A 25,887-nucleotide genomic window follows, 5' to 3' on the forward strand; every position below is an offset into this window, starting at 1 on the left:
GCGCCCCCCACGGGGGCCCGGGCCGGCTTGGGGCGGCCCGGCGCGCCGCCCATAATCGGGCGATGATCGGAAGACTCACCGGCACGCTCGCGGAAAAATCGCCCCCGCAACTGCTCATCGATGTGAACGGCGTCGGCTACGAGGTCGATGTGCCGATGAGCAGCTTCTACAACCTGCCCGGCCTCGGCGAGCGCGTCACGCTGCTGACCCACTTCGTCGTGCGCGAAGACGCGCAGGTGCTGTTCGGTTTCCTGACCCACGACGAGCGCGCGACCTTCCGGCTGCTCGTCAAGATCTCCGGCGTCGGCCCGCGCACCGCGCTGTCGATCCTGTCGGGCCTGAGCGTCAACGAACTGGCGCAGGCCGTCAGCCTGCAGGAAAGCGCGCGCCTCGTGAAGGTGCCCGGCATCGGCAAGAAGACCGCCGAACGGCTGCTGCTCGAGCTGAAGGGCAAGCTCGGCGACGCGATCGCCGCGCCGACGAGCGTCGCGAGCCACGCGCAGGGCGACATCCTGCAGGCGCTGCTCGCGCTCGGCTACAGCGATCGCGAGGCCGCCGCGGCGCTGAAGGCGCTGCCGGCGGACGTGGGCGTCAGCGACGGCATCAAGCTCGCGCTGCGCGCGCTCGCCAAATAGACCTCGGGCCCAGGGGTTGTCATTCAGTGCTTGTGCTCGGTCGCCATGCCGGCACCGGCCTTCGGCACCTGCACAACGACCTTCACCTCGGTCTTGCCGCCACGCTCGAACTCCAGCGTCAGCGGGAAGCTGTCGCCGGCCTTCAGCGGCTGCTTCAGCCCGATCAGCATGAAGTGCAGGCCCTCGCCGGGGCGCATCTTGATCGACGCGCCGGGCGCCAGCGGCATCTCGGGGAGCTCGCGCATGCGCATCACGCCGCCGGCATCGACCGTCATCGAGTGCAGTTCGGCGCGCTGCGCGATCGGCGTGTCGACGCGCAGCAGCTTGTCCGCCTGCTGGCCGGTGTTCGTCAGCGTCGCGATGTAGGCGGCGCCGTTGACGGCACCGGGCGGGGTCGGCACCGCGTACGGGTGCGTGATCTCGATGTCGCCGGCGCGGCCGCCATGGGCTTGCGCGGCGGACAGCGCGGCCAGCGTGAACAGCGCGGCGCAGGCCGCGCGCTTGATGATCGTTTGCAGGGGGGTCATGTCGGATCTCCGGGTTGCGGTGTGGATGAGGCTCGTGCTCACAGATCGAACTTCAGCTCGGCGTTGTAGCTGCGTTGCGGGTACGGATGGAAGTTCCAGTAGCGGTCGTTGTTCAGGTTGTCGATACCCAGCGCCGCCGACCACTGGCGGGTGATCTGCCAACGCAGCCGCAGGTCGGTCGTGAAGTAGCGGCTGACGCCCATGTAGGTGAAGCCGTTGACGTCGGCGTTGTTCAGCGTGCGGTACTGCGTTCCGCTGTAGCGCGCGCCGAGTGCAGCGCTCCATCGTGCGTCGAATCGGTAGCCGGCGAGCGCGGTCGCGCGCCACTTCGGAATGTTCGGCTGGCGCTTGCCAAGCGTATCGCCGGGCGTCGCGACGAAGCCCGCGTTCTCCTCGATCACCGACTCGGCATAGGTCACGCTGCCGCTCAGGTCCAGGCCCTTCATCAGCACGTCGCTGCCGTTGTAAACGAACTCCAGGCCCCGGGTACGGATGCGCCCGACGTTCTGCACCCGGCTGATGTTCTTGTCGGCGAGCGCATCGAAGGTCGTCTGCGCGTACAGCGCGTCGTGCGTGCGCTCGGTGAAAGCGGTCAGGCGCAGCAGCGCGTTGCTCAGCTCCTTCTCCACCGTCAGCTCGCTCGTCCACGAGCGTTCCGGCTTCAGGTTCGGGTCGTTGATGTATTGCGCGTTCGTGGTCGAGGTCGCGCCGTACAACTCGCCGACCGTGGGCATGCGCACGGCCCGGCCGGCAGAAGCCTTCAGCACCAGGTCGGGCAGCGCCTGGAACGACAGCGCGGCCTTCGGCGACAGGTGGCGCTCATGGCGCACCCCGTAGGGAGGCAGGTTCGCGCCGGCGATCTGGGTGATGCCGTCGTGGGCATGCCAGTCTTCGGCGCGCAGGCCGAGCACGGTCTTCCAGCGCGGCGCGAAGGTCCAGGCATCCTGCCCAAACACGCTGCGCAGCTGCGTCTTGCCGGCAACGTTGCTGGCGAGCGTGCCGGCGCCGTCGGCGAGCCAGCTGCCGGCGAGGTTCGTCGTCAGGTAGTGCAGCACGTAGCGGTCGTGCTGCACGCCGAAGTCGACGATGTGCTCGCTCGGGGTGCCGCCGGGGCGCCAGGTGGCCTTCAGCGCGAGGTTGCTCCAGCCGGTGCCGCCGCCATCGGCGAGCGTGCCGGCGCCGCCCGAGAGCGCGCCCGGCAGCGGGTTCGACGCGGCGTTCTGGCGCTTGTCGTCACGGCGATAGTCGTAGCGGCTCGCGGCCGCTTCCCAGTCCCAGAGGCCCTGCGTGTCGCTCTTGAGCACCAGGCCGTGCATCACGTGGGTCAGGCGCTCCCGCGTCGTCGCGAAGTCGGCGCCGGTCAGCGCGGCGAACGACCGGCCGTCGATGTTGATGGTGCCGCCGTAGACCGGCTGGCCGGCCCCATCGCGCAGGTACGACACCGGCACGCTGCCGGCCGTGTTCTGCCAGACGCCGAGCACGTAGTTCGCGCGGATCGTCGGCGTGATGTCGTAGGCCAGCCGGGCCCTGAAGTGATCCTGCTTCGTGCGGTACTCGGTGCCGCTGCCGAGCAGGTACCAGGGCTGATTCGCGTTGTTCGCATCGAGCACGGCCCCGGTCACCGCGGTGCCCGCGGTGCCGCGGGTGCCGCTGCTCGACAGCCGTGTCGCGAAGGTCAGCGGCTGGCCGTGGCTGTCGGCGTGGCTGAAGTTCAGCAGCCACGAGAACGCCCCGTCGGCGTTGCCGACCGACGCGTTCGCCTCCCAGGTGCGCAGGCTCGTGTCGGTCCCGTACAGGCTGAACGGCTGCAGCGTATAGCCCGCCTTCGCGTGCACTTCGAGGGCCTTCGGCATGCGCGTCGTGAACACCACGACCGCGCCGACCGAGTTGCCCGGGTACGCGGCCGAGAACGGCCCGTACATCACGTCGACCCGCTCGATCTCTTCGGGCGTGACCATGCCCCAGCGCGGCGGGAAGCTCAAGCCCCCGACGCCGTTGCCGAGGTAGTTCGACAGCAGCAGGCCGTCGGCATACACGGCCGAACGCGCGCTGTTGCCGGTGCCCGACGCGCGGCTCGACAGGATCGCGTGGTTGTAGTCGCCGGCGTAGCGCTTGCGCACCAGCAGGCTGGGCAGGTACTTCAGCGCGTCTTCGCTGTCGCTGGCGTTGATGGTGCGCGCGATCTGTTCGCGCGTGACGCTTTCCATCGTCGCCGGAATCTGGGTCGGCAGCGAGGTCGGCTGGCCACCGGTGACGGTGACGACGCCGAGCGACTTGACCGGCGCAGCGTCGGGCGCGGGGGCCTCTTGCGCGCGCGCGCCGAACGACGCGAGCAGCGCGGCCGCCGGAATCAGCGCGCGGCTGGCCCGGACGCGGCCAGGCGCAGCGGTGAAAGGTTTGAACATGAGGACGATCGATCCTGAACGGGCTGCGCGGCAGACCTCGCAAGCCATCACACAGGCCGGCAGCGCGTACGCCCGATCAGCGGGGCATCCGCGACGTGCGGCGGCGGGGGCAGTTCAGGCGAGCGCCGGAGGCCCGTGCTGGAGACGCGCGACCCAGCTTGCACAGGCATCGGGCGCCTGCAGCGCCGGTCGCACGCGCGCGGCGACCCGATCGCGCAGCGGCACCGGCATGACCGCGAGCGCAGGCGGCCCCGCGTTCGCCAGCGCCGTCAACGCGCTCAGCGCGCAATGCTCGCTGCCGTGCGCCGGCGCATGATCCGGCGCCGGCTCGTGATGCGCACCGCCGGCCGGCAGCAGCGACACGCCGTAGACCGTGCAGACTTCGACCAGCGCCTTGCCCTGCCTCTGTGCCGAGGCGCTCGCAAGCCAGGGCATCGCCGACTTCAGCAGCAACGCGGCGGCGAAGGCCCACAGGGCCCAGCGCGACGACGGCTTGCGGAAGATCATGGGCGCGATTGTCTCAGACGCGTCGCGGCGCGCACCGCCCGATCAGCCGGCGTTTCACGCGCATCTCGCCGCCTGCCGAGAACGGCAGGCGCGGCCGATAATCAGGCATGGCGATCCAGACCGATGATTTCGAGCCCGCGCGCAGCCGCGTCGTCAGCGCGGCGGCCACGTCCCCGAACGAAGAGGCGATCGAGCGCGCACTGCGGCCGAAAGGCCTGGCCGAGTACGTCGGCCAGGCCAAGGCGCGCGAGCAGCTCGAGATCTTCATCGGCGCCGCGAAGATGCGCAGCGAGGCGATGGACCACGTGCTGCTGTTCGGCCCGCCGGGCCTGGGCAAGACGACGCTGTCGCACATCATCGCCAACGAGCTCGGCGTGAACCTGCGCCAGACCTCCGGCCCGGTGCTCGAGAAACCGAAGGACCTGGCGGCGATCCTGACCAACCTCGAGCGCAACGACGTTCTCTTCATCGACGAGATCCACCGCCTGAGCCCGGTCGTCGAGGAGATCCTGTACCCCGCGCTCGAGGATTACCAGATCGACATCATGATCGGCGAAGGCCCCGCCGCGCGCTCGATCAAGCTCGATCTCCAGCCGTTCACGCTGATCGGCGCGACCACGCGCGCCGGCATGCTGACGAACCCGCTGCGCGACCGCTTCGGCATCGTGGCCCGGCTCGAGTTCTACACGCCCGAGGAACTCGCGCGCATCGTGCGCCGCTCGGCCGGGCTGCTGAACGTGCCGACCGACGACGAAGGCGCCTTCGAGATTGCGCGCCGCTCGCGCGGCACGCCGCGGATCGCGAACCGGCTGCTGCGCCGCGTGCGCGACTATGCCGACGTGAAGTCCGACGGCCGCATCGTCAAGGCGCTCGCCGACAAGGCGCTGAAGATGCTCGATGTCGACGCGCACGGCCTGGACGTGATGGACCGCAAGCTGCTCGAGGCCGTCGTGCATCGCTTCGACGGCGGCCCGGTCGGCCTGGACAACGTCGCCGCGGCGATCGGCGAGGAGCGCGACACGATCGAGGACGTGATCGAGCCCTACCTGATCCAGCAAGGCTACCTGCAGCGCACGCCGCGCGGGCGGGTCGCGACGCCGGCGGCGTACCGGCACCTGGGCGTCACGCCGCCGCGCGTTTCGGGCGGCGACCTGTTCGAGGCTTGAATGCCGCGCGGCCGCTCGCCTACCTGAGTTTGCGTCGCTGCTGCCACGCCAGCAACTCGCCGACGAAGCCCTTGCGGAACGCGACCACGCAGACGACGAAGATCGCGCCGATGATCACGTTGATCCACGAGCCGACCTGATCGGCAAGAAAATTCTGCAGGCCGATGATCGTGAACGCCCCGATCACCGGGCCGGCGAAGGTGCCCATGCCGCCGAGCAGCGTCATCAGCACGACCTCGCCGGACAGCGACCAGTGCGCATCGGTCAGCGTCGCGAAGCCCAGCACCATCGTCTTCATCGAGCCGGCCAGCCCGGCGATCGCGGTCGAGAGCACGAACGCGAGCAGCTTGTAGCGGTCGACGTCGTAGCCGAGCGAGATCGCGCGCGGCTCGTTCTCGCGGATCGCCTTGAGCACCTGGCCGTACGGCGAGTGCACGATGCGGATGATGAGCAGGAACACGGCGACGAACACCGCCAGCACGACGTAGTACAGCACCCGGTCGTCCGCCAGCGACAGCAGGCCGAAGAGCTTGCCGCGCGGCACGCCCTGCAGGCCGTCTTCGCCGCCGGTGAATGGCGCCTGCAGGAACACGAAGTAGATCATCTGCGCCATCGCCAGCGTGACCATCGCGAAGTAGATGCCCTGGCGGCGGATCGCGATCAGCCCGACCACCAGCCCGCACAGGCCGGCGATCACCGTGCCCGCCAGCACGCCGAGCTCCGGCGACCAGCCCGCAGAGCGCACCAGCCAGCCGGTGGCGTAGGCCGCCGCGCCCAGGTACGCGGCGTGGCCGAACGAGAGCAGCCCGGTGTAGCCGAGCAGCAGGTTGAAGGCGCACGCGAAGATCGCGTAGCACAGCGCCTTCATCATGAAGACCGGGTACAGGCCGATGAACGGCGCCGCAGCGAGGACCGCGAGGCCGACCCACAGCCCGATGCGGCTGAGCCTCGAAGCGTCCGTACCGCGATCGGAGGCAAGCACTGCGCTCATCACTTCTCCTTACCGAACAGCCCGGCCGGGCGGATCATCAGCACGATCGCCATGATCACGAACACGACGATGCTCGAGGCTTCGGGGTAGAACACCTTGGTCAGGCCCTCGATCAACCCGAGCGCCAGGCCGGTCAGGATCGAGCCGAGGATCGAGCCCATGCCGCCGATCACGACGACCGCGAAGACGACGATGATCAGGTTGCTGCCCATCAGCGGCGTGATCTGGATCACCGGTGCCGCGAGCACCCCGGCCAGCGCCGCCAGGCCGGCGCCGGCGCCGTAGGTCAGCATCACCATCACCGGCACGTTGATGCCGAAGGCCTGCACCAGCGCCGGGTTCTCGGTGCCGGCGCGCAGGTAGGCACCGAGCCGCGTGCGTTCGATCGTGAACCAGGTGCCCAGGCAGATCGCGAGCGACGCGAACACGACCCAGGCGCGGTAGTTCGGCAGCACCATGAAACCCAGGTTGGTTGCGCCCTGCAGCAGTTCGGGCACCGGGTACTGCTGGCCCGAGACACCGAAGCGATCACGGAACACGCCTTCGGCGATCAGCGCCAGGCCGAAGGTCAGCAGCAAGCCGTAGATCGGGTCGATCTTGTACAGGTGCTTGAGCAAGCTGCGCTCGATCGCGACGCCGACGGCCCCGACGACCAGCGGCGCGACGATCAGCGCATACCAGTAACCCAGCCCGAAGCTGTCGAGCAGCACGAACGCGACGTACGCGCCGATCATGTACAGCGCGCCGTGCGCGAAGTTCACGATGCCGAGCAGGCCGAAGATCACCGCCAGACCGAGGCTCAGCATCGCGTAGAACGAGCCGTTCACGAGGCCGAGCAGCAGCTGGCCGAGGAAGGCCTGGATCGGGATGCCGAAGATGTCCATCTGTTTCTACCGTGATTGGCGAGACGAGCCCGGCGCCGGGCCGCCAAGGGTCACGAAGAGGCCCCTCGTGGCCCAAGGCGGGCGAGACCCCCTCGGGGGGTCAGGTGTGGTACGCCGCGCCTGGGGGGCTGTCATCAGATCACTTCCAGAGGGCGCACTTCGATTCGGCCTTGGTCGTCCAGGCCGCTTCGCCCTTGAAGGTCTCGGCGACCTTGTAGTAGTCCCAGGGTTCGGTCGATTCGGCCGGCGTCTTGACCTGCATCAGGTACATGTCGTGCACCATGCGGCCGTCTTCGCGCACATAGCCGCCCTTCGCGAAAATGTCGTTGACCTTCGACTTGTGCAGCTGCGCCAGCACCTTGTCGGCGTCGTCGGTGCCGGTGGCCTTGACGGCGTTCAGGTAGTTCAGCACGGCCGAGTAGTCGCCCGCCTGGATCGACGACGGCATGCGCTTGATCTTCTCGAAGAAGCTGCGGCTCCAGGCACGCGAGTCGGGGTCGCGGTTCCAGTACCAGCTGTCGGTCAGGTACATGCCCTGCGTCGCCTTCAGGCCGAGCGAGTGGATGTCGTTGATGAACATCAGCAGGCCGGCCAGCTTCATCGTCTTCGTGATGCCGAACTCGTTCGCTGCCTTGATCGCGTTGATCGTGTCGCCACCGGCGTTCGCCAGGCCGAGGATCTGCGCCTTGCTCGACTGCGCCTGCAGCAGGAAGGACGAAAAATCGCTCGCCGACAGCGGGTGCTTCACCGACCCGACGATCGTCCCGCCGGCCGCCTTGACGACCGCCGAGGTGTCGTTCTGCAGCTGCGCGCCGAACGCGTAGTCGGCCGTCAGGAAGTACCAGCTCTTGCCGCCGGCCTTCACGACCGCGTTGCCGGTGCCCTTGGCGAGCGCGACGGTGTCGTAGGCCCAATGCACGGTGTACGGCGAGCACTGCTCGTTGGTCAGTGCCGAGCTCGCGGCGCCGACCGAGATGAAGACCTTCTTCTTCTCGGCCGCGATCTTCGCCATCGCCAGACTGGTTCCCGAGCTGGTGCCGCCGACGAGCATGTCCAGGCCCTGCGTGTCGAACCACTCGCGCGCCTTCGCGGCGGCGACGTCGGGCTTGTTCTGGTGATCGGCGACCAGCAGTTCGATCTTCTTGCCGGCGACGGCGCCGCCCATCGCGGCCATCGCCATGCGGATCGCCTCGGCGCCGGCCGGGCCGTCGATGTCGGCATACAGACCGGAGAGATCGGTGATGAAGCCGATCTTGATCACGTCGCCGGAGATCTGCGCCTGGGCCGAGGTGGTGCACAAGGTGGCGGCGGCGATCGCACAGGCCGCAGACAGCTTCTTCAGTTTCAGTTTCATCTTCGGTCTCCTAATGAGGGGAAAGGTGTGTGGCAACGGCTCGGCGCGTCAGACGCCGAGGTACTCGTGCAGCCGCTCCATGCGCGACGGCAACTCGGCCTGCGTGAACTCCTGGATCACCTGGCCGTGCTCCATCACCATGAAGCGGTCGGCCAGCGGCGCTGCGAACATGAAGTTCTGCTCGACCATCAGGATCGTGTAGCCCTGCGCACGCAGCGCGACGACCATCTCGGCGAGCTTTTGCACGATCACCGGCGCGAGGCCTTCGGATATCTCGTCGAGCAGCAGGAACTTCGCGCCGGTGCGCAGGATGCGCCCGACCGCGAGCATCTGCTGCTCGCCGCCCGAGAGCCGCGTGCCCTGGCTGCTGGCGCGCTCCTTCAGGTTCGGGAACATCGCGTAGATCTGCTCGACACTCATCCCGCCCGCGGCGAGCCGCGGCGGCAGCATCAGATTCTCTTCGGCCGACAGGCTCGAGAAGATGCCGCGCTCCTCGGGGCAGTAGCCCAGGCCGAGGCGCGCGATCCGGTGTGTCGCGAGGCTCAGCGTCTCGGCGCCGCGCACCTTGATCGAGCCCTGACGCCGACCGATCAGGCCCATGATCGCGCGCATCGTGCTCGTGCGCCCGGCGCCGTTGCGCCCGAGCAGGGTCACGACCTCGCCTTCGTTGACGTGGAAGTTCACGCCGTGCAGCACGTGCGATTCGCCGTACCAGCCGTGCAGATTCTTGACCTCGAGAAACGCAGTCATGACAGCCCCTCGCCCGACGAGTACGTCGATCGATCCCCCGAGGGGATGCTCGCTTGCTTGGGGCGGCCCGGCGCGGCGCTCGCTCTCATCAGTGGGCCCCCTTCAGCTCGACCTTCGCGCTGCCCATGTAGGCCTCGACGACGAGTGGATTCTTCGAGACCTCGGCATACGGGCCCTCGGCCAGCGTGGCGCCGCGGGCCAGCACCGTGATCATGTCGGCAATGCTCGAGACGACGCTCATGTTGTGCTCGACCATCAGCACGGTGCGGCTCGCCGCGACCTTCTTGATCAGCTGGCGGATGCGGTCGACGTCTTCGAGGCCCATGCCCTGCGTCGGCTCGTCGAGCAGCATCAGCTTCGGCTCCATCGCCAGCGTCGTCGCGATCTCGAGCGCGCGTTTGCGCCCGTAGCTGAGCTCGACCGCCGGGATACGCGCGTAGCTCTCGAGATCGACCTCGCGCAGCAGTTCGAGCGCGCGCGCATCGAGCGAGTGCAGCGTGCGCTCGGGCTTCCAGAAATGGAACGAGGTGCCGAGCTTGCGCTGCAGCGCCACGCGCACGTTCTCGAGCACGCTCAGGTGCGGGAACACCGCCGAAATCTGGAACGAGCGGATCACGCCGCGGCGCGCGATCGCGGCCGGGTGCTCGGGCGTGATGTCGGTGCCGTCGAACAGGATCTGGCCGGTGGTCGGCGTCAGGAACTTGGTCAGCAGGTTGAAGCAGGTCGTCTTGCCGGCGCCGTTCGGGCCGATCAGCGCATGGATGCTGCCGCGCCGGACCCGCAGATTGACCTTGCTGACCGCCACGAAGCCCTTGAACTCCTTGGTCAGTTCGCGGGTCTCGAGGATGAACTCACCACCACTCATGACTGGCCTCCGGGCTTGCGTTGCCGCGTCGCGGCCTGCGTCGACTTCTTGACCTCGCCGCCGAGCCGTTGCGACAGCGTGCGCGCGACCCTGAGCGCCGCGTCGCGATGGCGCTCGCCGCGGTCGGCGCCGAGCAGCGCCTTGTTGATGCAGACCGCCACGCCGGCCACGACACGCCCGGTCGCATCGAACACCGGTGCGCCGAACGAGTAGACGCCCTCGCGCACGCTTTCGTCGTCGACGCTGTAGCCGCGCTTGCGGTTCAGCGCGAGCTCCTTCAGCAGCGCCTCGATGTCGCGCGGGCCCTTGCGGGTCAGGTGTGTGGTCAGGCCGCCCGCGAACAGCTTGCGCACGTCGTCGGGCTCGCGGTAGGCCAGCATCGCGCGGCCGCTGCCCGACAGGTAGGCCGGCAGCCGCATGCCGACGTTGAACGCCAGCCCGAGCGGGCGCGCGCTGTTGCGCACCGCAACGTACAGCGCATCGGTGCCGCTGAGCACCGACAGCACGACGGTCTCCTCCGGCGCCGAGCCGGCATCGGCCCACAGCGCGTTGAACTCCTGTGCGACATCGGTACCCGAGACGAAGGCCTCGGCCAGGCTCATCACGCGCGGTCCGATCAGGAAGGCGCCGTCGGGCTGGCGGCGCAGGTAGCCGAACGACATCAGCGTGTTGCACAGGCCATGCACGCTGCTCTTCGGCAGCGCGAGCTCGTTCGTCAGCTGCGCCAGGCTCATCGGCTCGCGCTGCCGGGCCAGGCGGTCGAGCAGCGTCAGCGCGCGTGTCACGGCCGGCACCAGCGGTGCGGAGGAAGCGGTCGCGGGAGGCATCGGAGGCGGGCGCGGCATCGGGATGGGGTTTCGGCTTCACCTCGGCGTTCAACAGGCTGAACGGGGTTCAGTGGAGCAGGCGCGCAGTCTCTTGCAGTCCGGCCGCCGCTGCAAGCCCCCAACGACCCTTTACCGGGAAAACACCGAGACGTCGACGTGGCTCGCTCGTGGCTCGCTCAGCCAGCCCACCGCCCACAGCAGCGCGAGCAAGCCTGCGACCGCCGCGAGCTGCTGCAACCCGGTCAGCCGATGCGCGTTCCACAGGAACAGCGTCGTCGCGGCCAGCAGCAGCCCGAAGATCGCGACCGCGGCGACCCGCGCGGCGCGCGTCATCGGTGGGTCGTAGCGTTGCACCTCGCGAATGTCGAACGCGGGCTTCGGCCACTTCGCCGCGACATCGGCCGGGCGCCAGCCCGGCGGCATGAACCACACGCGCAGCTTGTCGGCCCAGCGGGCGGCGCGCCACGAATCGCGGGCCAGTTCGGCGTAGACCTGCAGGTTGGCCCAGACCGGGTTCCAGCTGCGCAGCGGCCCCCGCGTGCCGTAGACGATCGACTCGGCATCGTCCTCCTCGGTGAAGCTGCCGAACAGGCGATCCCAGACGATCAGGATGCCGCCGTAGTTCCGGTCCAGATAGCGGTCGTTGACGGCGTGGTGCACGCGGTGGTTGCTCGGCGCGCAGAACCAGCGATCGAACCCGCCGAGCTTCCCGATCTGCTGCGTGTGGACCCAGTACTGGTAGAGCAGATCGATCAGCGCAACGACGCCGAACACCAGCGGCGGAAAGCCGAGCAGCGCCATCGGCAGGTAGAACAGCCAGCCGGCGACCCAGCCGCTGCTCGTCTGGCGCAGTGCAGTCGAGAGGTTGTAGTCCTCGCTCTGGTGGTGCACGACGTGTGCGGCCCAGAACAGCGCGACGGTGTGGCCGAAGCGGTGATGCCAGTAGTAGCACAGGTCGTAGAACACGAGCCCGACGATCCAGACCCACGCGGCATCCGCCGGCAGGCGCCACGGCGCGGTGCTCTCGAACGCCAGCGTGTACAAGCCCAGCGTGACCAGCGCGCCGAACACGCCGGTGAGCTGGCTCATCACGCCCAGGCCGATGCTGTTCAACGCGTCGTTCAGCCGATAGGTGTTGCGCCCGCGCCGGCGGCCGACCGCGCATTCGATGCCGATCAGCAGGAAGAACAGCGGCGTCGCCAGGACGATGATCTGCGGGCCCGTCATGGCGCGGATTCTGCCGCGGCGAAGTCAGCTCAGACAGCCGCGCGCGTCAATCGGCCACACCGCCTCGACCACGCCGTGCGCGAGGCCGCCGCGCAGCGCGATGTAGTGATCGTGCAGGTTCACGGTCGGGTCGCAGTGGCCGGGCACGAGCCACACCGTTTCGCCGAGCGCCGGCAGCGTGGCGTGCGGGCCGGTGGCGTGCGGCATCAGGATGCCGTGCTCGTCGCCGCCGTTGCTGAACGCCAGATCGCGCTGCCAGACCTGCGGCAGGCCCGAGTCGACCGCGTGCGACTTGTGCCCGGCATCGACGACCGCGTGCGAGGCGCCGCGGCTCATCACCTGCGACTTGACGAACAGCGCGTGCTCGAAGTGCGGCGCACCGGGGGTGGCCTGGTTCTCGGCGTAGTCGCGGTCCATGAACAGGTAGCTGCCGCACTGCAGCTCGCCGTAGACGCGGCTCGCGGCCTCGAACATGAAGCTGCCGGTGCCGGCACCGGTCACGAGCGGACACTGCATGCCGGCCGACGTGATGCTCGCCTGGGCACTGCGCACCGCCGTCACCGCGTGGCGGATCGCCGCGTCGCGCTCGGCGAACGCGCGCAGGTGCTGCGCGCGGCCGTGGTAGGCCTGCAAGCCGGCGAAGCGCAGCCCGTGCGCGACGACCTGGTGCGCGAGCGCGCCGGCCGCCGTCGGCGCGACGCCGCAGCGGCCCTGGCCGACATCGATCTCGACGAAGACGTCCAGGCTCGTTGCAGCTCGCTTCAGCGCGGCCGCGAGGCGTTCGATGCCGAGCGCCGAATCGACCGCGACGGCGAGCTTCACGCGGCCCGCGAGCGCCGCGAGGCGTACCAGCTTCGCGGCATCGACGATCTCGTTGCTGACATAGAGGTCGGTGACGCCGGCAGCGGCCAGCGCCTCGGCCTCGCCGACCTTCTGCACGCACACGCCGACGGCGCCGGCGCGCATCTGCAGCTGCGCGATCTGCGCGCTCTTGTGCATCTTCGCGTGCGGCCGCAGCCGCAGCTGGCGCTCGCGTGCGAACGCGGCCATCGTCGCGAGGTTGCGCTCCATCGCGTCCAGGTCGATGACCAGCGCCGGCGTGTCGATGGCATCGACCGGATCGCCGACCTTCGCGGCCGGCAACCTGATCATGCGACCGCCTTCGTCGCCGTCGGCGGCTTCACCGGTGCATCGACATCGGCACACTCGCCCTGCGCGTCGTCGTCGAGGTGGTAGGTGTCGCTCCAGCCGACCAGCGTGAACCCTTGCGGCGTGTACAGCAGCCGGTTGATCGCGGCATTGCCGAGCTGCCACGAGCGTGGCGCGTCGAGCGCGATGCGCGATGCGGCGCGGTACAGGCAGTCCATCACGCCGCCGTGCGAGACCAGCGCGATCGTCTGGCCCGGGTGGCGCGCCGCGAGACGTGTCGCGGTCGCGACGCTGCGCTCGTAGAACTGGTTCAGCGTCTCGCCGCCCGGCGCGCCGAATTCCGGGTCGCGCTTGCGCCAGCGCTCGCCCATCTCGGGCCAGCGCGCGTTGATCTCGGCGTAGCTCAGCCCCTCGAAGACACCGAAGCCACGTTCGCGCAGGCCGGTGTCGGTGACGATCGGGTCACCGCTGCCGCGCCCGACCGCTTGCGCGGTCTGGTAGGCGCGCAGCAGGTCGCTCGAGTAGACCGCGGCGATGTCCTCGTCGGCCACCGCCAGCGCGAGCCGGTGCACCTGCCAGCGGCCCATCTCGTTGAGCGGCACGTCGAGCTGACCCTGGATGCGCCCGTCGACGTTCCACGCCGTCTCGCCGTGGCGGATCGCGAGGACCCGCGTCAGCTGCTGGTCGCCGGACATCAGACTCGGCCCAGCGCCGGGCCGCGCCAAGCAGGGCCGGCGCCCCAGGGGCCACGAGGGGGCCCTGCGTGGCCCGCGGGGGCAGGAGCGCAGCGACGTGGGGGCATCAAATCAACCGGCGATTCAATGTGTAGGTTCCCGAGTGCGTGGCCTCGGCGAGGATGTGCGGGTAGATCGCCTCGCGCACCTGCGGCCCGGTGAAGTTGCCCTCGACCGGCGCGCGCGCGATCGACAGCGCGTAGACGGTGAACACGTAGTGATGGATCAGCGAATCGTTGAACGGCGGGAACGGGCCGTCGTAGCCGAAGTAGTCGCCGCCCATCTCTGCATTCCCGGCGAACCACCCGGTGTAATCGTTCAGGCCGTGCCGCGCGACGGGGAGCGCGGCGACCGCGGGGCCGGGCTTGCCATGCGTCGTGAAGCCGCGGCTGAACTGGCCTTCGGTGATCTCGAACAAGGTCGCCGGCAGGTCGACCATGACCCAGTGGAAGAAGTCGACCCGCGGCAGATCGGCCGGGATCTCGCGGTCGGTCTTGTTGACATCGTCGCCCTTGCTCGGCACATCGAAGTCGTGGCAGATCAGCGCGAACGAGCGCGTGCCGGCCGGCACCTCGCCCCACGCGAGGTGCGGGCTGATGTTGTCGGAGAAGGTCGCGGCACCGGCCCCGTCGGGCTTGCCCGCGGCGTACTTCGTCGGGATGCGCTCCCCGTTGATCCAGCTGTCGCTCCACAGTTTCATGGCCCCGCCCCTCCTTCTCAGGCTCTCAGACACCCCAGACGATGTCGGCACGCTCGGCGATCGAGCGCTTCATCATCTCGACCAGCGGCCACGCGCGCTGGCGCAGGTTCACGCCGTCGCGCGGCGCCAGTTTCGTGCCCTCGGCCACGGCCTCGCGCTCGGCCTGCGCGCGCGCCGCTTCGTCGGCCGCCACGGCTTGCTCGAGTGCGGCGATCGCCGCGCGCATCGCGTCGACCTCGATGATGCCTTTCGCCGCGGGCACCTTGCCGATCAGGCGCAGCACGTCGTCACCGACGGGCCCAGTCATGATGACGTCGCCGGCGGCCTTGGATTTGAACTTGTAGATCATCGTGATCGGGCTCGAGGGAAGCTCAATGGCTGCGGCCGTGTGCCCCGTACATGTAGCCGCGGTTGAACGGGAACTGCGATTGTGCCCCCGGCATCGGTCCGCCCTCGACCCGCCCGCTCGGCCGCGCCGCGAGCATCTGGAACAGCGACAGCCAGCCCTGCTCGAAGCCCATCGCACTGCCCGCGAGGTACAGCCGGTACGCACGCACGACGCTGTCGCGCGTCAGTGCGCGCGCCTGCTCGAGCCGCGTTTCGAGCGCATCGCTCCAGGCCCACAGGGTGCGCGCGTAATGCGGGCGCAGGTTCTCGAGATCGAGCGGCTCGAGCTGCGCCTCGCTCATCAGCTCGGCGACTTTCGAGACGTGCAGCAGCTCGCCGCCGGGGAAGATGTAGCGCTCGATGAACTCGCCCATGCCGGCGCCGAGCTGGTGGTTGCGCGTGCCGCCCGCGGTGATGCCGTGGTTCATCAGCAGGCCGCCGGGCTTGAGCAGGCGATGGATCTTCGCGAAGTAGGCCGGCATCAGCGCACGGCCGACATGCTCGAACATCCCGACCGACGCGATCTTGTCGTAGGGCTCGCCTTCGGGCAGCTCGCGGTAGTCGAGCAACTCCATCGTCACCCGGCCCTGCAGCCCGCGCGCCGCGATCAGCTGGTTCACGTGCGCGTGCTGATTGCGCGACAGCGTGATGCCGTGGCCGCGCACGCCGTAGTGCTCGGCGGCCCACATCAGCAGCCCGCCCCAGCCGGCGCCGATATCGAGAAAGCGCTCGCCGGGACGCAGCATCAGCTTGCGGCAGATGTGGTCGAGCTTGGCCTGCTGGGCCTGCGCGAGCGTGATGCCGGGCGCGTTGAAATAGGCGCACGAGTACAGCCGCATCGGGTCGAGCCAGAGGTCGTAGAAGTCGTCCGAGACGTCGTAATGGAACTGGACCTGCTGCGCATCGGTGTGCACCTGGTGGCGGGCTCGCGAGCGCGCATTCAGGCGGATCTCGCGCCACCAGTTCAGCGTCGCGTTGGCGCCGTGGTCGCGCGTCGGGTCGGTGCCGACCATCTGCGCGGCGATCACCATCAGGTCGCGCACGCTGCCGTCGAAATCGAGCTTGCCCTCGACGTAGTCCTGTGCGACCTTGCCTACCTCGCCCGCCGCGACGTGCGCCAGCGGCGACAACTGCCTGAGCCGGATCGTCACCGCCGCATCCGACGCACCGATGCGATGCCCGTCGGGCAACACCAGCGCGAGTGGCAGGGTCAGGGCTTCAAGCTTGCGCTCCAGCAACGAATCCATCACCTTCATCGTCGAACCTCCTGTCGCATTCGACTGTACGAAAAATGAGCGATGGTTGCTTGACTCCCTCAGAGGCTGCCGGTTCCACCGACGCGGGCCTCGAACGCCGCGGCATCGAGCGCCGGCGCGTACAGGTAGCCCTGGAACAGGTCGCAGCCGGCCGCTTGCAGGAACTGCCGCTGCGCGTCGGTCTCGACACCCTCGGCCACGATCTGCAGCCGCAGCGCGCGCCCCATCTGGATGATCGCCTGCACGATCGCGACGTCGCTTTCTTCCGCCGGCAGCCCGCTGACGAAGCTGCGGTCGATCTTCAGCCGCCCGACCGGCACGCGCTTCAGGTACGCGAGGCTCGAATAGCCGGTGCCGAAGTCGTCGATCGCGAGGCTGACGCCGAGCTGCGCCAGCGCGTTCAGGCGCAGCATCGCGTCCTGCGCGTCCTGGATCAGGATCGATTCGGTCAGTTCGAGCTCGAGCCATTGGGGCGCGAGCTGCGCCTCGTGCAGCACCGCGGCAACGCCGTCGACGAAGCCCGGCTGCTGGAACTGCAGTGCCGAGACGTTCACCGACACCGTCACGCCGAGGCCCCGCGCGACCCAATCCGCCGCCTGCGCGACCGCGCGCTTCAGCACCCAGTCGCCGATCTCGACGATGAAGCCGCTCTCCTCGGCGACCGGGATGAATTCGCCCGGCGCGATCTCGCCGAGCTCCGGGTCGCGCCAGCGGATCAGCGCCTCGGCGCCCGTCACCGCGCCGCTGCGCAGATCGACCTGCGGCTGATAGTGCAGCCGGAACCGCTCCTGCGCGAGCGCGAGGCGCATCGCGTGGTCGAGCTTCATGCGCGAGCGCGAGTGGTCGTCGTCGCTCTCGGGGCGCGGCCGGTGGAAGCGAAAGCCGGCACGCCCGGCGAGCTTGACATCGCGCATCGCCGCATCGGCGCGGCGCACGAGTTCGTCGATGCCGGTGCCGTCGTTCGGGTACAGCGAGATGCCAATGCTGGCGGTCACCGTGAAGCTCATGCCGCCTTGCGTGAACGGCTGCTTCAGCGCGTCGATCACGCGCCATGCGGCCGTCTCGGCGCCGTGATCGTCGGCCTGGTTCGCCAACACGACGAACTCGTCGCCGCCGAGCCGCGCGACGGTGTCGACCTGGCGCACGCAGCCCTTGATGCGGTCGGCCACGTCGAGCAGCACCCGATCGCCGAAGATGCGGCCGAGGGTCTCGTTGATGTGGTTGAAGCGATCCAGGTTCAGGAACAGCAGCGCGAACGGCGTGCCGTCGCGCTTGGCCTGCGCGAGCGCGACCTCGATCCGGTCGGTCAGCAGGCGCCGGTTCGGCAGGCCGGTCAGCGCGTCGGTGTACGAGAGCGTCTCGATGCGCCGACTCGCCTCGAGCTTCTCGGTGATGTCGCGGAACGAGTAGACACGCCCGATCGGCCGGCCGCGCATGCACTGCGGCATCGTCACGCGCTCGATCACGGTGCCCGAGTGCAGGCGCAGCACATCGCTCGCCTGCAGCATCGTCGCGTCGTCGATCGCGGCGAGGCGTCGCATGTAGGCCGAGGGGTCGGTGACGCTGCGGCGCATCCACTCGAGCACCGCGTCGTCTTCGTGCCGGCCGAGCAGTTCGGGCGGGATCTGCCACAGGCCCGCGAAGCGCTGGTTGAAGTTGCGGATGCGGCCGGAGAGATCGGTGACGAGGATGCCGTCCTGCGTCGATTCGAGCGTCGCGCGCAGGTCGGCAACCGCGGCTTCGAGCTCGCGCTCGGTGCGCACCTGTGCGCTGCGATCATGCAACACGACGACGAAGAACGCGGCCTTGCCTGCGCCCGCCCCGTGGTCGATGCGGCTGACGCGGCGCGTCACCGCGCGCGTCACGCCGGCGGCGCTCGTCACCAGCGTGTCGGATTCGATCTGGTCGACCAGTCCTTGCGAGACCTCGCCCCAGAAGCACAGGTCTTCCGGCGTCGCGGCGAGCTCGAGCACGTCCTTGCCGATCAACTCGGCCGGCGTCATCGCCATCAGCTCACCGGCCGCGTGATTCGCGGCGACGACGCGCAGCTCGCGCGCATCGACGAGCCAGACCGCGTCGAGCATCGCCTCGATCAGGCGCGCCCAGGTCGCGAGCGCCTCGCTCGCAGGCGCAGGCGGCGCGCTCAGCAACGGATCGCGGTTCACGTCGCTGCTCAGGCCGCCAGCGCCGCATCGCGTGCGGGTTCCAGCGACTCGAAGAAGTAGGCCACGCGCGGGCGTGGCGCGAGGTATTCGAGCGAAGTCACCGGCAGTTGTGCCGGCTTGATGCTGCGCCGGATGCCGATGCCCTGCGTCGCCTCGAGGTCGACGATCAGCGCTTCGTCGCGCGGCACCTTCGGCTCGTGCACCAGCACGCGCGGCTTCAGCGGCCGACTCGAGTTGACGGCGACGACCATCGCATAGCGGTCGTCGGTCAGCTGCACCGTCGAGCCGGCCGGGTACACGCCCATCATGCGGATGAAGGCGCCGAGGATCGCGGTGTCGAACTTGGTCTTGCCCTGCGCGAACAGCAGCGAGAGCGATTCGTGCGGCGTCAGCGCCCGGGCCGCGATGTTCGGATTGCACAGGTTGTCGTAGCGGTTCACCAGCGAGACGATGCGCGCCGCCGCGGTCATGCGGTCGGTGTTCAGGCGCAGCGGAAAGCCGCTGCCGTCGGCATGCTCGTGGTGCTGCGCGATCACCAGCGTCGCGCCGGCCGCGAGGCCCATCTTGCGCGCGTGGCTGACGCCGTGCGCAACGTGCTCCTCGTAGAAGCGCATCTCGGAGCCGCTGAAATGATCTTCGCGGTGGCGCACGCGATCGGGCAGGTCGAGCTTGCCGATGTCGTGCAGCATCGCGCCGACGCCGAGGTCGAGCATGTCGGCCTCCGACAGGTTGAACGTGCGGCCCATCAGCAGCGAGATGATCGTCACGTTCAGCGCGTGCATCGAGGCCTTGTCGCCGGCGGCATCCGACAGCAGCCGGATGCACAGCTCCTGCTCGCCGAGCATCTTGCCGACCAGCGCGCGCGACAGCTGCTCGGCCTGCAGGCGCGCCTCGACCGGCTTGTTCGGCACCAGGTCGGTCAGCTGCTTGCAATCGTGCGCGGCCTCGGCGAACTGCCGCTCGCACAGCTGCAGCGCGGCGCGTTGGCCGGCGAGTGCGCGCTTGTGGGCGTGGCGCGCCGCCGCCTCGGGCGATTCGTGCAGCGCGCCGGGGAAGGTCTCGGTCGGCGTGATCGTGCTGGCGGGCGCGTCGGCGCCGGCCGCGGCAGCGACCTCGGCCGCATCGGCCGGATCGGGGTCGAGCGCGCCGGGCCGGGTCCAGCCGGTCGGCTCGACCGGCGGCAGCGCGTCGCTTTGCGTCGGGCTCCAGCGCACGCGCTGCACGCCGAGCGAGCGGATCGTCGCGACCTGCTCGTCGCTGGCGATCTTGAAGCTGCCGAGCGGGAACGGATGCGACATCCAGCCCATGTCGAGGTGCACGAACATGCCGACGCGCAGGTCGTCGACTTCGATCAGTTCCTTCGCAGTGACTGTTTTCATCGGAAAGGCGCGTGCGCAATGGGCACACGGGGCCTGCCGGGATATCGGCGGGGCGCGGGCCGACTTGAGTTCGGCGGGCCGGGCGGCTGCCGCCGGCGTCGTCAGGGCCGCAGGTAGGCCCAGCCTTCCTGCTGGCGCCTGACGATCTGCACGACGCCGGCGGGCACGTAGCCGATGCCCGGGTGCATGTCGGCACGCACCAGCTTCTGGTTGCGCATCGTGTTCTCGCAGGCATCGATCGTCACGCCGGCCTGGATCGCCTCGGAGATGCGCGAATTCGTCGGCGCATCGAACTTCAGCATGCCGATGCCGGGGCCATAGGCGACGATCTCGACGCTGACCTTGCCGGCGCCCAGGTCCTCCTGCAGGTTCTTGACGTTGTTCAGCGCCAGGTTCCAGCGCGCCGGGTCGGCCTCGCTGACCTGCACGACGACGCGCATCGGCTTCGCCGCGTCCTGCGCGGTCGCGCACAGCGGCCAGATCGAAACGGCGACGGCAAGGGCGAGGAACGAGCGGCGCATGGCGGGCCTTTCGGTGGCGGTCGGTGAAGCGATGAGTCTCGCGCCCGCTCAGGCCGCGACGACGATCTCGAACTGCGCCCGCAGCCCATCGGCCGAGGGCTCGAACGGCAGTGTCAGCGCGGCCTGATCGAGCGGGTCGCGCAGGCTGCGCCAGAGGGCATCGCGCGCGTTGCCGGGATCGCCCGCGACGTAGACCTGCGTCGTCAGCAGCGTGCGCTGCGCCAACCTGACCTTCAGGTGGATGTGCGGCGTGCGGCCGCTGTAGGCCACCGGACGGATCGTGTGGAAGCGATAGCGCCCCTGCGCATCGACCGCGACGCGCCCGAAGGACTGGAACGCCGGGTCGGAGTGCCCGCCGTCGCGCGGATGGCGATAGTGCCCGTCGGCATCGCACTGCCAGATCTCGACGCTCGCACCGGCGACCGGCCGGCCGTCGGGATCGACGACCGTCCCTTCGAGCCAGCTCGCCTGGCCGCGCGCGTAGCGCAAGTCGCCCTGGCGCAGCAGGTCGAAATCGGTGTCCGCCGGCAGGTCGACCGGGTAGAACGGGCCTTCGGTCTGCGCCGGCGTCAACCGCCGGGCTTCGGCCGCGCGCGCCGCCCTGCCGGTCAGCAGCGCCGGCAGCGCGACCAGCGCGATGCAGCCCAGGGCTTCGCGGCGGGTCGCAGCCAGTGACGAAAGCGCCTTCATCCTCGGAGGATTCTGCGCCGATCGCCCCCCGACGGCTACCGCTGGATCCGCGTCGACAGCACGATCGCCGAGGTCGTGCGCTCGACGCCGTCGAGCCCGCCGATGCGGTCGATCAGCCCATCGAGTTCACCGATCGACGCGGCCGCGACGATCGCGATCAGGTCGAACGGGCCGCTGACCGAATGCAGCACGCGCACCTCCGGGATCTTGCGCAGCGCGACCTCGATCGCGCCGCTGCGCTTCGGTGCGAGCGTGATCAGCACATGGGCGCGCACGAGGCCGGCTTCGAGCGCGTCGGGCACGACGACCGTGTAGCCGGCGATCACGAGCCGGCGCTCGAGCCGCTCGATGCGGCTTTGCACGGTCGTGCGCGAGAGCTGCAGCTTGCGCGCGAGCTCGGCGACCGGCGTGCGGGCGTCGTCGCGCAGCAGCGCGAGCAGCGCGACGTCGGTGGCATCGAGCGCGTCGTTCGTCATTTAGCCCAGTATAAGTCGTCGAATCGCCGATCTATGCACGCTCTATCGTCGCGTTGGTCGATGCAATCTGCAATCTCGGGGCCGAAAATTCATCCATTCGCGGATCCAGCCAAGGAACAGCCATGCACAACATCCTCGTCATCGGTGGCGGCAAGATCGGTTCGGTGGTCGCCGACCTGCTCGTCGACACGCCCGAAGAGCGCGGCTACCGCGTCACGATCGCCGACCGCTCGGCCGCGCTGCTCGCGCAGATCGAGGCCGACCCGCACAAGTCGGCGCGCCTGTCGACGCTGGTGCTCGACGTCAACGACCCCGCGCAGTTGCGCGCGGCACTGGCCGGCCGCTTCGCAGTGCTCAGCGCGGCGCCCTTCCACCTGACCCTGCAGGTCGCCCGCGCCGCGCGCGAGGCCGGCGTGCACTACCTCGACCTGACCGAGGACGTGGCCAGCACCCACGCGATCCGCGCGCTGGCGCAGGGCGCCGGCACCACGTTCATCCCGCAGTGCGGGCTGGCGCCGGGCTTCATCTCGATCGTTGCCGCCGACCTGGCACGCCAGTTCGACGCACTCGATTCGGTGCGCATGCGCGTCGGCGCGCTGCCCGCCTACCCGAGCAACGCGCTGAACTACAACCTGACCTGGAGCACCGAGGGCGTCATCAACGAGTACTGCGAGCCCTGCGAGGCGATCGTCGACGGCCGCCCCTGCGCGGTGCCCGCGCTCGAGGAGCGCGAGGAGTTCTCGCTCGACGGCGTGCTGTACGAGGCCTTCAACACCAGCGGCGGCCTCGGCACGCTGTGCGAGACGCTGGCCGGCAAGGTGCGCACGCTGAACTACCGCACGATCCGCTACCCCGGCCACGCCGCGATCATGAAGGCGCTGCTGCACGACCTGCGCTTGAAGGACCGGCGCGACGTGCTGAAAGACATCCTCGAGCGGGCCCTGCCCACCACGATGCAGGACGTCGTGATCGTCTTCGTCACGGTCGCCGGCCAGCGCGAGGGCCGGCTGCAGCAGGAGACCTACGCGCGCAAGATCTACAGCCACGTGCTCGCCGGCAAGATGCGCAGTGCGATCCAGATCACGACCGCGTCGAGCCTGTGCGCGATGCTCGACATGCTGGTGGCCGGTGCGCTGCCGCAGGCCGGCTTCGTGCGCCAGGAGGACGTGTCCCTGGCGGCCTTCCTCGGCAACCGCTTCGGTCGCGTCTACGCGATGGACGAGCTCGCGCACGCGGCCTGAAGCCGCGCTTCAGCGGCCGGTGCTCAGCGCACCAGCTTCCACTGGCCGCCCTCGACCTTCACCATCACCTGGCTGCGCGCGTCGACGCCGTTGTGGTCGGTGGCGCTGAGGTTGAACACGCCCTGCGCGCCGACGAACTCCTTCAGGCCCTCGAGCGCGTCGCGCAACGCCAGGCGAAACTCCGCGCTGCCCGGCGCGCCCTTCTTCAGCGCGACCGGGATCGCCGCGCCGAGCCAGAGTTGCGCGTCCCACGCGGTCGCGCCGAACAGCGAGCGTGAACCGGCGCCGTACTTGGCCTCGTAGCGCTTCACGTAGTCGACGCCGGGCGCCTTCACCGGATTGACGTCGGGCAGCTGGTCTGCCACGAGCACCGGCGCGACCGTCATGAAGCTGCCATCCAGCTCCTTGCCGCCGATGCGCAGGAAGTCGGCGTTCGCGACACCCTGGGTTTGGTAGACCAGCCCCTTGTAGCCGCGCCGGGCCAGCTCGACCTGCGGCAGCGCGCCCGGCGTACCGGACGCGAAGATGTAGACCGCGTCGGGGTTCGCGGCCATCAGCTTGAGCACCTGAGAGGTTGCGCTGGTGTCGGTCTGCGCGTACTTCTCGCTCGCGACGATCTTCACGCCGCGGGCCGGCGCGAGGCGCTCGATCGCCTTCAGGAACCCTTCGCCGTAGCTCGTCGCGAAGCCGATCGTCGCCAGGCTGGTGGCCTTGTGGCGCGCCATGTGATCGAGCACCGCGTTGATCGAGATCGTCTCGGTCGGCGCCATCTTGAAGGCCCAGCGGCGCGGCCCGTCCTGCGGTTCGACGATCGCGCCGCCGCCGGCGAGCGAGATCACCGGCACACCGGAGCGCGCCGCGACGTCGATCACCGCCAGCGAGGTCGGCGTGATCGACGGCCCGACGATGACATCGACCTTCTCCTCGGTGATCAGCTTGGTCGCGTTCTTCGTGGCGATCGTCGTGTCGGTCGCGTCGTTCAGCACGAACAGGTTGATCTTCTGCCCGCCGAGCTCGGTGGGCCAGAGCTTGATCGTGTTCTCCGCCGGGATGCCGAGCGAGGCGCCCGGGCCGGTCAGCGAGAGGATCACGCCGATGTTGACGTCGGCCTGCGCGGCGGCGGCCAGGCCCAGGCCGGCCGCGAGCGCCAGCACACGCCGGGCGAGTGGGTTGATGCGGGTCATCGGTTGTCTCCGGGTCGTTGTGTTGGCGTCGTTCGAAGGCCGCGTCAGCGCGGCCAGAGGCGCGGAAACACCGCGCAGTCGATCGGCTCTCCGGGCTGGATCGTCGGCGGCTCGATCGTGATCGCGGCCTGCCCGTCGCGCGGCGCGTAGACCACGTCGTCGCCGGTCCAGCGCGTCGCGTAGGCGCGGCGGCGGCGCGTCGAGCTCGCGTTGCCCGGCGCCCCGTGCACCGTCATGCTGTGGTGCAGCAGGCAGTCGCCGGCCCGCATGTCCCAGTTGACGATCTCGAGGCCGCTGTCGGGGCGATGGCGCAGCGCGTCGATGTCGGGCAGCGTCTCGCCCGGCAGCATCCGGTAGGCCTCGGTATCGCCGCCGAAATGGATCGGGCGGAATTCGCGCCCCCAGCGGTGCGAGCCCTTGACATACTCGACGCCACTGGACTCGACGGTCACATCGTCGAGCGCGAGCCAGATCGACAGGATCTGCTCGCCGCGCACCGGCCAGTACGGCCCGTCCTGGTGCCAGGGCGTGATCGCCGCGGTGCCGGGTTCCTTGACGAACAGCTGGTCGTACAGGAAGTTGACCTTGCCGCTCTTCAGCATGCGCGCGGCGATCTCGGCCGCCGGCGATTCCTCGACGTAGCGGCGCAGCCCCGGCTTGACCGCCCACGCGCCGATGTCGCCGAGAAAGCGCTGGCCTTCGCGCGTCGCATATTCGCGCGCCAGCGGGCCGGGGTGCGCGAGATCGTCTTCGACGGCGTCGCGCATGTGGGCGATCCAATCGGCATCGAACAGGCCGCGCAGGCAGATCACGCCGTCGCGCCAGAAGGCGTCGACTTCGGCGTCGGTGATGGGCGCGAGCGGGTGGGCGTTCATCGGCGAGTCTCCGGTCGTGGTGTGGCTGCAGCGTAGGTTGCGGACGGGCGGGTGTCTGTCCTCCGCGAAGACGACAGCGGCTGCGCGTTCCCCCGGGTTGCCGCGGCGCCGGCGCCGACGGACGATCGGCAGCCTCCCAGGAAAACACACCATGCAGGTCTGGTCCGTCCCGCCCGCCATCGCCCGCAGCACGCCGCACGACACGGCCGCTGCGCTGATCGGCTGCATCGCCCGCGACGACTTCGCGACGCGCGCGCTCGGCACGCTGAACCGCGCGCTGCCGGTGGCCTGGTGGACGATCTATCGCCTGGATGGCCTCGGCGCCGATCGGCCGCCGCGCCTGTGCGCGCAGGCCAGCCACGCGGTGCCCGACATCGCGCTCGACTGCTGGCGCATCTACCGCAACGGCGTGTACCGGGGCGACACGCATTTCGCGCAGGCCTGCGACCAGGCCGATCGCGCGGCGGGCGGCGCGGTGATGACGCACTGCGTGGCCGATGATTTCGGCAGCGTGCACCGCGAGCAGATCTACACCGCGCACTCGCTGAGCGAGCGGCTCTCGATCGTCAGCGCCGAGCGCGGCAGCGTCGGCGACCGCGCGCTGCTCGCGGTGAACCTGTACCGCCACCGCGCCCAGCCGCGCTTCGATGCGGCCGAGCTCGACACCATGCTCGAACTGGCCGGCGCGCTGCTCGCGGTCGTGCAGCGCCACCTCGAACTGGACCGGCCGCTCGCCCCCGCGCTGCGGCTGCAGCAGCGCTGCCCGGCGCTGACGCGGCGCGAGCGCGAGGTCTGCGAGCGTCTGCTGCGCGGCTGGACCTTCGAAGGCATCGCAGCCGACCTTCGGCTCTCGACCACCACCGTCAAGACCTATCGCAACCGCGCCTTCGAGCGGCTCGGCATTCAGCATCGCAACCAGCTGTTCGGACTCGCGTTACACGACGCGGCGTGAAACGCCGGTGAGCGACCACTAAACTGCGCAACAGAACCAA

Annotated in this window: 25 protein-coding genes and 1 pseudogene; 4 read left to right on the forward strand and 22 right to left on the reverse strand. The window is 69.5% G+C overall.

Going from position 1 to position 25,887, the window contains the following annotated elements; genetic code table 11:
• Positions 1-62 precede the first annotated feature (62 nt).
• Positions 63-635 carry a Holliday junction branch migration protein RuvA gene (gene ruvA, locus AC1DTW_RS01360; RefSeq protein WP_477978326.1) on the forward strand — a complete coding sequence of 191 codons (573 nt, stop codon included), beginning with the start codon at positions 63-65 and terminating at the stop codon, positions 633-635.
• 23 nt (positions 636-658) lie between these two features.
• Here the strand turns inward: ruvA and AC1DTW_RS01365 are convergent, their stop codons facing one another.
• The 3 genes from AC1DTW_RS01365 to AC1DTW_RS01375 all read right to left on the reverse strand — a co-directional run bounded on the left by AC1DTW_RS01365 (position 659) and on the right by AC1DTW_RS01375 (position 4,074).
• Positions 659-1,162, reverse strand: a complete 504-nt coding sequence (locus AC1DTW_RS01365; RefSeq protein ID WP_477978328.1) for a copper chaperone PCu(A)C — start codon at positions 1,160-1,162, stop codon at positions 659-661.
• A gap of 38 nt (positions 1,163-1,200) precedes the next feature.
• The gene (locus AC1DTW_RS01370; RefSeq protein ID WP_477978330.1) at positions 1,201-3,567 is read right to left on the reverse strand and encodes a TonB-dependent receptor; all 2,367 of its coding nucleotides are present in this window, start codon (positions 3,565-3,567) and stop codon (positions 1,201-1,203) included.
• 114 nt (positions 3,568-3,681) lie between these two features.
• Positions 3,682-4,074: a hypothetical protein gene (locus AC1DTW_RS01375; RefSeq protein ID WP_477978332.1), complete on the reverse strand. Its 393-nt coding sequence runs from the start codon at positions 4,072-4,074 to the stop codon at positions 3,682-3,684.
• 107 nt (positions 4,075-4,181) lie between these two features.
• On the opposite strand from AC1DTW_RS01375, the gene ruvB reads away from it, so the two are divergent.
• Positions 4,182-5,240 carry a Holliday junction branch migration DNA helicase RuvB gene (gene ruvB / locus AC1DTW_RS01380; RefSeq protein WP_477978334.1) on the forward strand — a complete coding sequence of 353 codons (1,059 nt, stop codon included), beginning with the start codon at positions 4,182-4,184 and terminating at the stop codon, positions 5,238-5,240.
• Between the two features lie 19 nt (positions 5,241-5,259).
• Here the strand turns inward: ruvB and AC1DTW_RS01385 are convergent, their stop codons facing one another.
• The 17 genes and pseudogenes from AC1DTW_RS01385 to AC1DTW_RS01465 all read right to left on the reverse strand — a co-directional run bounded on the left by AC1DTW_RS01385 (position 5,260) and on the right by AC1DTW_RS01465 (position 21,595).
• Positions 5,260-6,231, reverse strand: coding sequence for a branched-chain amino acid ABC transporter permease (locus AC1DTW_RS01385; RefSeq protein ID WP_477978336.1), 972 nt, complete (start codon positions 6,229-6,231; stop codon positions 5,260-5,262).
• Entirely contained in the window at positions 6,231-7,115 is an 885-nt protein-coding gene (locus tag AC1DTW_RS01390) for a branched-chain amino acid ABC transporter permease (RefSeq protein WP_477978338.1), read from the reverse strand. Before AC1DTW_RS01390 ends, AC1DTW_RS01385 begins: the two co-directional genes overlap by 1 nt.
• A gap of 139 nt (positions 7,116-7,254) precedes the next feature.
• Positions 7,255-8,469 (reverse strand): ABC transporter substrate-binding protein, encoded by a 1,215-nt coding sequence (locus tag AC1DTW_RS01395; RefSeq protein WP_477978340.1) that lies wholly within the window; start codon positions 8,467-8,469, stop codon positions 7,255-7,257.
• A 48-nt stretch (positions 8,470-8,517) separates the two neighbouring features.
• Positions 8,518-9,219, reverse strand: a complete 702-nt coding sequence (locus tag AC1DTW_RS01400) for an ABC transporter ATP-binding protein (protein WP_477978342.1) — start codon at positions 9,217-9,219, stop codon at positions 8,518-8,520.
• An 88-nt stretch (positions 9,220-9,307) separates the two neighbouring features.
• Positions 9,308-10,084 carry an ABC transporter ATP-binding protein gene (locus AC1DTW_RS01405; RefSeq protein WP_477978344.1) on the reverse strand — a complete coding sequence of 259 codons (777 nt, stop codon included), beginning with the start codon at positions 10,082-10,084 and terminating at the stop codon, positions 9,308-9,310.
• A complete protein-coding gene (locus AC1DTW_RS01410; RefSeq protein ID WP_477978347.1) occupies positions 10,081-10,869 on the reverse strand; it encodes an IclR family transcriptional regulator in 789 nt (262 codons plus the stop codon). The genes AC1DTW_RS01405 and AC1DTW_RS01410 overlap by 4 nt, the downstream gene beginning before the upstream one ends.
• 201 nt (positions 10,870-11,070) lie before the next feature.
• Positions 11,071-12,138 (reverse strand): annotated as a pseudogene (locus AC1DTW_RS01415) (sterol desaturase family protein); the annotation flags it as partial.
• Positions 12,139-12,162: 24 nt separating this feature from the next.
• Positions 12,163-13,290 (reverse strand): DSD1 family PLP-dependent enzyme, encoded by a 1,128-nt coding sequence (locus AC1DTW_RS01420; protein ID WP_477978348.1) that lies wholly within the window; start codon positions 13,288-13,290, stop codon positions 12,163-12,165.
• A complete protein-coding gene (locus AC1DTW_RS01425) occupies positions 13,287-13,982 on the reverse strand; it encodes a histidine phosphatase family protein (RefSeq protein WP_477978350.1) in 696 nt (231 codons plus the stop codon). Before AC1DTW_RS01425 ends, AC1DTW_RS01420 begins: the two co-directional genes overlap by 4 nt.
• Before the next feature lie 106 nt (positions 13,983-14,088).
• Positions 14,089-14,721, reverse strand: coding sequence for a YbhB/YbcL family Raf kinase inhibitor-like protein (locus AC1DTW_RS01430; RefSeq protein WP_477978352.1), 633 nt, complete (start codon positions 14,719-14,721; stop codon positions 14,089-14,091).
• 25 nt (positions 14,722-14,746) lie between these two features.
• On the reverse strand, positions 14,747-15,070 hold the full coding sequence (locus AC1DTW_RS01435; RefSeq protein WP_477978354.1) for a DUF1840 domain-containing protein: 324 nt from the start codon (positions 15,068-15,070) through the stop codon (positions 14,747-14,749).
• A 22-nt stretch (positions 15,071-15,092) separates the two neighbouring features.
• Positions 15,093-16,364: a class I SAM-dependent methyltransferase gene (locus AC1DTW_RS01440; protein ID WP_477978356.1), complete on the reverse strand. Its 1,272-nt coding sequence runs from the start codon at positions 16,362-16,364 to the stop codon at positions 15,093-15,095.
• A gap of 59 nt (positions 16,365-16,423) precedes the next feature.
• Positions 16,424-18,529 (reverse strand): putative bifunctional diguanylate cyclase/phosphodiesterase, encoded by a 2,106-nt coding sequence (locus AC1DTW_RS01445; protein WP_477978358.1) that lies wholly within the window; start codon positions 18,527-18,529, stop codon positions 16,424-16,426.
• Between the two features lie 8 nt (positions 18,530-18,537).
• Entirely contained in the window at positions 18,538-19,908 is a 1,371-nt protein-coding gene (locus tag AC1DTW_RS01450) for a cyclic di-GMP phosphodiesterase (protein ID WP_477978360.1), read from the reverse strand.
• A gap of 101 nt (positions 19,909-20,009) precedes the next feature.
• Positions 20,010-20,429, reverse strand: coding sequence for a DsrE family protein (locus tag AC1DTW_RS01455; RefSeq protein WP_477978361.1), 420 nt, complete (start codon positions 20,427-20,429; stop codon positions 20,010-20,012).
• Between the two features lie 48 nt (positions 20,430-20,477).
• A complete protein-coding gene (locus tag AC1DTW_RS01460) occupies positions 20,478-21,119 on the reverse strand; it encodes a dioxygenase family protein (RefSeq protein WP_477978363.1) in 642 nt (213 codons plus the stop codon).
• A gap of 35 nt (positions 21,120-21,154) precedes the next feature.
• Positions 21,155-21,595, reverse strand: coding sequence for an Lrp/AsnC family transcriptional regulator (locus AC1DTW_RS01465; protein ID WP_477978365.1), 441 nt, complete (start codon positions 21,593-21,595; stop codon positions 21,155-21,157).
• 122 nt (positions 21,596-21,717) lie between these two features.
• Between AC1DTW_RS01465 and AC1DTW_RS01470 the strand changes: the two genes are divergently transcribed.
• On the forward strand, positions 21,718-22,836 hold the full coding sequence (locus AC1DTW_RS01470) for a saccharopine dehydrogenase family protein (protein ID WP_477978367.1): 1,119 nt from the start codon (positions 21,718-21,720) through the stop codon (positions 22,834-22,836).
• A 23-nt stretch (positions 22,837-22,859) separates the two neighbouring features.
• Here AC1DTW_RS01470 and AC1DTW_RS01475 read toward each other — a convergent pair whose 3' ends face one another.
• Positions 22,860-24,020, reverse strand: coding sequence for an ABC transporter substrate-binding protein (locus AC1DTW_RS01475; protein ID WP_477978369.1), 1,161 nt, complete (start codon positions 24,018-24,020; stop codon positions 22,860-22,862).
• 44 nt (positions 24,021-24,064) lie between these two features.
• Positions 24,065-24,895: a phytanoyl-CoA dioxygenase family protein gene (locus AC1DTW_RS01480; protein WP_477978371.1), complete on the reverse strand. Its 831-nt coding sequence runs from the start codon at positions 24,893-24,895 to the stop codon at positions 24,065-24,067.
• Between the two features lie 151 nt (positions 24,896-25,046).
• Here AC1DTW_RS01480 and AC1DTW_RS01485 point away from each other — a divergent pair, with 151 nt between their 5' ends.
• On the forward strand, positions 25,047-25,847 hold the full coding sequence (locus tag AC1DTW_RS01485; protein ID WP_477978373.1) for a helix-turn-helix transcriptional regulator: 801 nt from the start codon (positions 25,047-25,049) through the stop codon (positions 25,845-25,847).
• Positions 25,848-25,887: the final 40 nt, after the last annotated feature.

The sequence above is a fragment of the Rhizobacter sp. P5_A1 genome, assembly GCF_056400745.1.

Excerpts from the sequence above, each read along its gene's own strand:
- AC1DTW_RS01435 (WP_477978354.1), bottom strand. The coding sequence starts at position 15,070 with ATGATCTACAAGTTCAAATCCAAGGCCGCCGGCGACGTCATCATGACT.
- ruvB (WP_477978334.1), top strand. The coding sequence starts at position 4,182 with ATGGCGATCCAGACCGATGATTTCGAGCCCGCGCGCAGCCGCGTCGTC.
- AC1DTW_RS01450 (WP_477978360.1), bottom strand. The coding sequence starts at position 19,908 with ATGAAAACAGTCACTGCGAAGGAACTGATCGAAGTCGACGACCTGCGC.
- AC1DTW_RS01425 (WP_477978350.1), bottom strand. The coding sequence starts at position 13,982 with ATGTCCGGCGACCAGCAGCTGACGCGGGTCCTCGCGATCCGCCACGGC.
- AC1DTW_RS01395 (WP_477978340.1), bottom strand. The coding sequence starts at position 8,469 with ATGAAACTGAAACTGAAGAAGCTGTCTGCGGCCTGTGCGATCGCCGCC.
- AC1DTW_RS01480 (WP_477978371.1), bottom strand. The coding sequence starts at position 24,895 with ATGAACGCCCACCCGCTCGCGCCCATCACCGACGCCGAAGTCGACGCC.
- AC1DTW_RS01440 (WP_477978356.1), bottom strand. The coding sequence starts at position 16,364 with ATGAAGGTGATGGATTCGTTGCTGGAGCGCAAGCTTGAAGCCCTGACC.
- AC1DTW_RS01420 (WP_477978348.1), bottom strand. The coding sequence starts at position 13,290 with ATGATCAGGTTGCCGGCCGCGAAGGTCGGCGATCCGGTCGATGCCATC.
- AC1DTW_RS01475 (WP_477978369.1), bottom strand. The coding sequence starts at position 24,020 with ATGACCCGCATCAACCCACTCGCCCGGCGTGTGCTGGCGCTCGCGGCC.
- ruvA (WP_477978326.1), top strand. The coding sequence starts at position 63 with ATGATCGGAAGACTCACCGGCACGCTCGCGGAAAAATCGCCCCCGCAA.
- AC1DTW_RS01405 (WP_477978344.1), bottom strand. The coding sequence starts at position 10,084 with ATGAGTGGTGGTGAGTTCATCCTCGAGACCCGCGAACTGACCAAGGAG.
- AC1DTW_RS01465 (WP_477978365.1), bottom strand. The coding sequence starts at position 21,595 with ATGACGAACGACGCGCTCGATGCCACCGACGTCGCGCTGCTCGCGCTG.
- AC1DTW_RS01430 (WP_477978352.1), bottom strand. The coding sequence starts at position 14,721 with ATGAAACTGTGGAGCGACAGCTGGATCAACGGGGAGCGCATCCCGACG.
- AC1DTW_RS01375 (WP_477978332.1), bottom strand. The coding sequence starts at position 4,074 with ATGATCTTCCGCAAGCCGTCGTCGCGCTGGGCCCTGTGGGCCTTCGCC.
- AC1DTW_RS01460 (WP_477978363.1), bottom strand. The coding sequence starts at position 21,119 with ATGAAGGCGCTTTCGTCACTGGCTGCGACCCGCCGCGAAGCCCTGGGC.
- AC1DTW_RS01390 (WP_477978338.1), bottom strand. The coding sequence starts at position 7,115 with ATGGACATCTTCGGCATCCCGATCCAGGCCTTCCTCGGCCAGCTGCTG.
- AC1DTW_RS01400 (WP_477978342.1), bottom strand. The coding sequence starts at position 9,219 with ATGACTGCGTTTCTCGAGGTCAAGAATCTGCACGGCTGGTACGGCGAA.
- AC1DTW_RS01365 (WP_477978328.1), bottom strand. The coding sequence starts at position 1,162 with ATGACCCCCCTGCAAACGATCATCAAGCGCGCGGCCTGCGCCGCGCTG.
- AC1DTW_RS01470 (WP_477978367.1), top strand. The coding sequence starts at position 21,718 with ATGCACAACATCCTCGTCATCGGTGGCGGCAAGATCGGTTCGGTGGTC.
- AC1DTW_RS01485 (WP_477978373.1), top strand. The coding sequence starts at position 25,047 with ATGCAGGTCTGGTCCGTCCCGCCCGCCATCGCCCGCAGCACGCCGCAC.
- AC1DTW_RS01385 (WP_477978336.1), bottom strand. The coding sequence starts at position 6,231 with ATGAGCGCAGTGCTTGCCTCCGATCGCGGTACGGACGCTTCGAGGCTC.
- AC1DTW_RS01370 (WP_477978330.1), bottom strand. The coding sequence starts at position 3,567 with ATGTTCAAACCTTTCACCGCTGCGCCTGGCCGCGTCCGGGCCAGCCGC.
- AC1DTW_RS01455 (WP_477978361.1), bottom strand. The coding sequence starts at position 20,429 with ATGCGCCGCTCGTTCCTCGCCCTTGCCGTCGCCGTTTCGATCTGGCCG.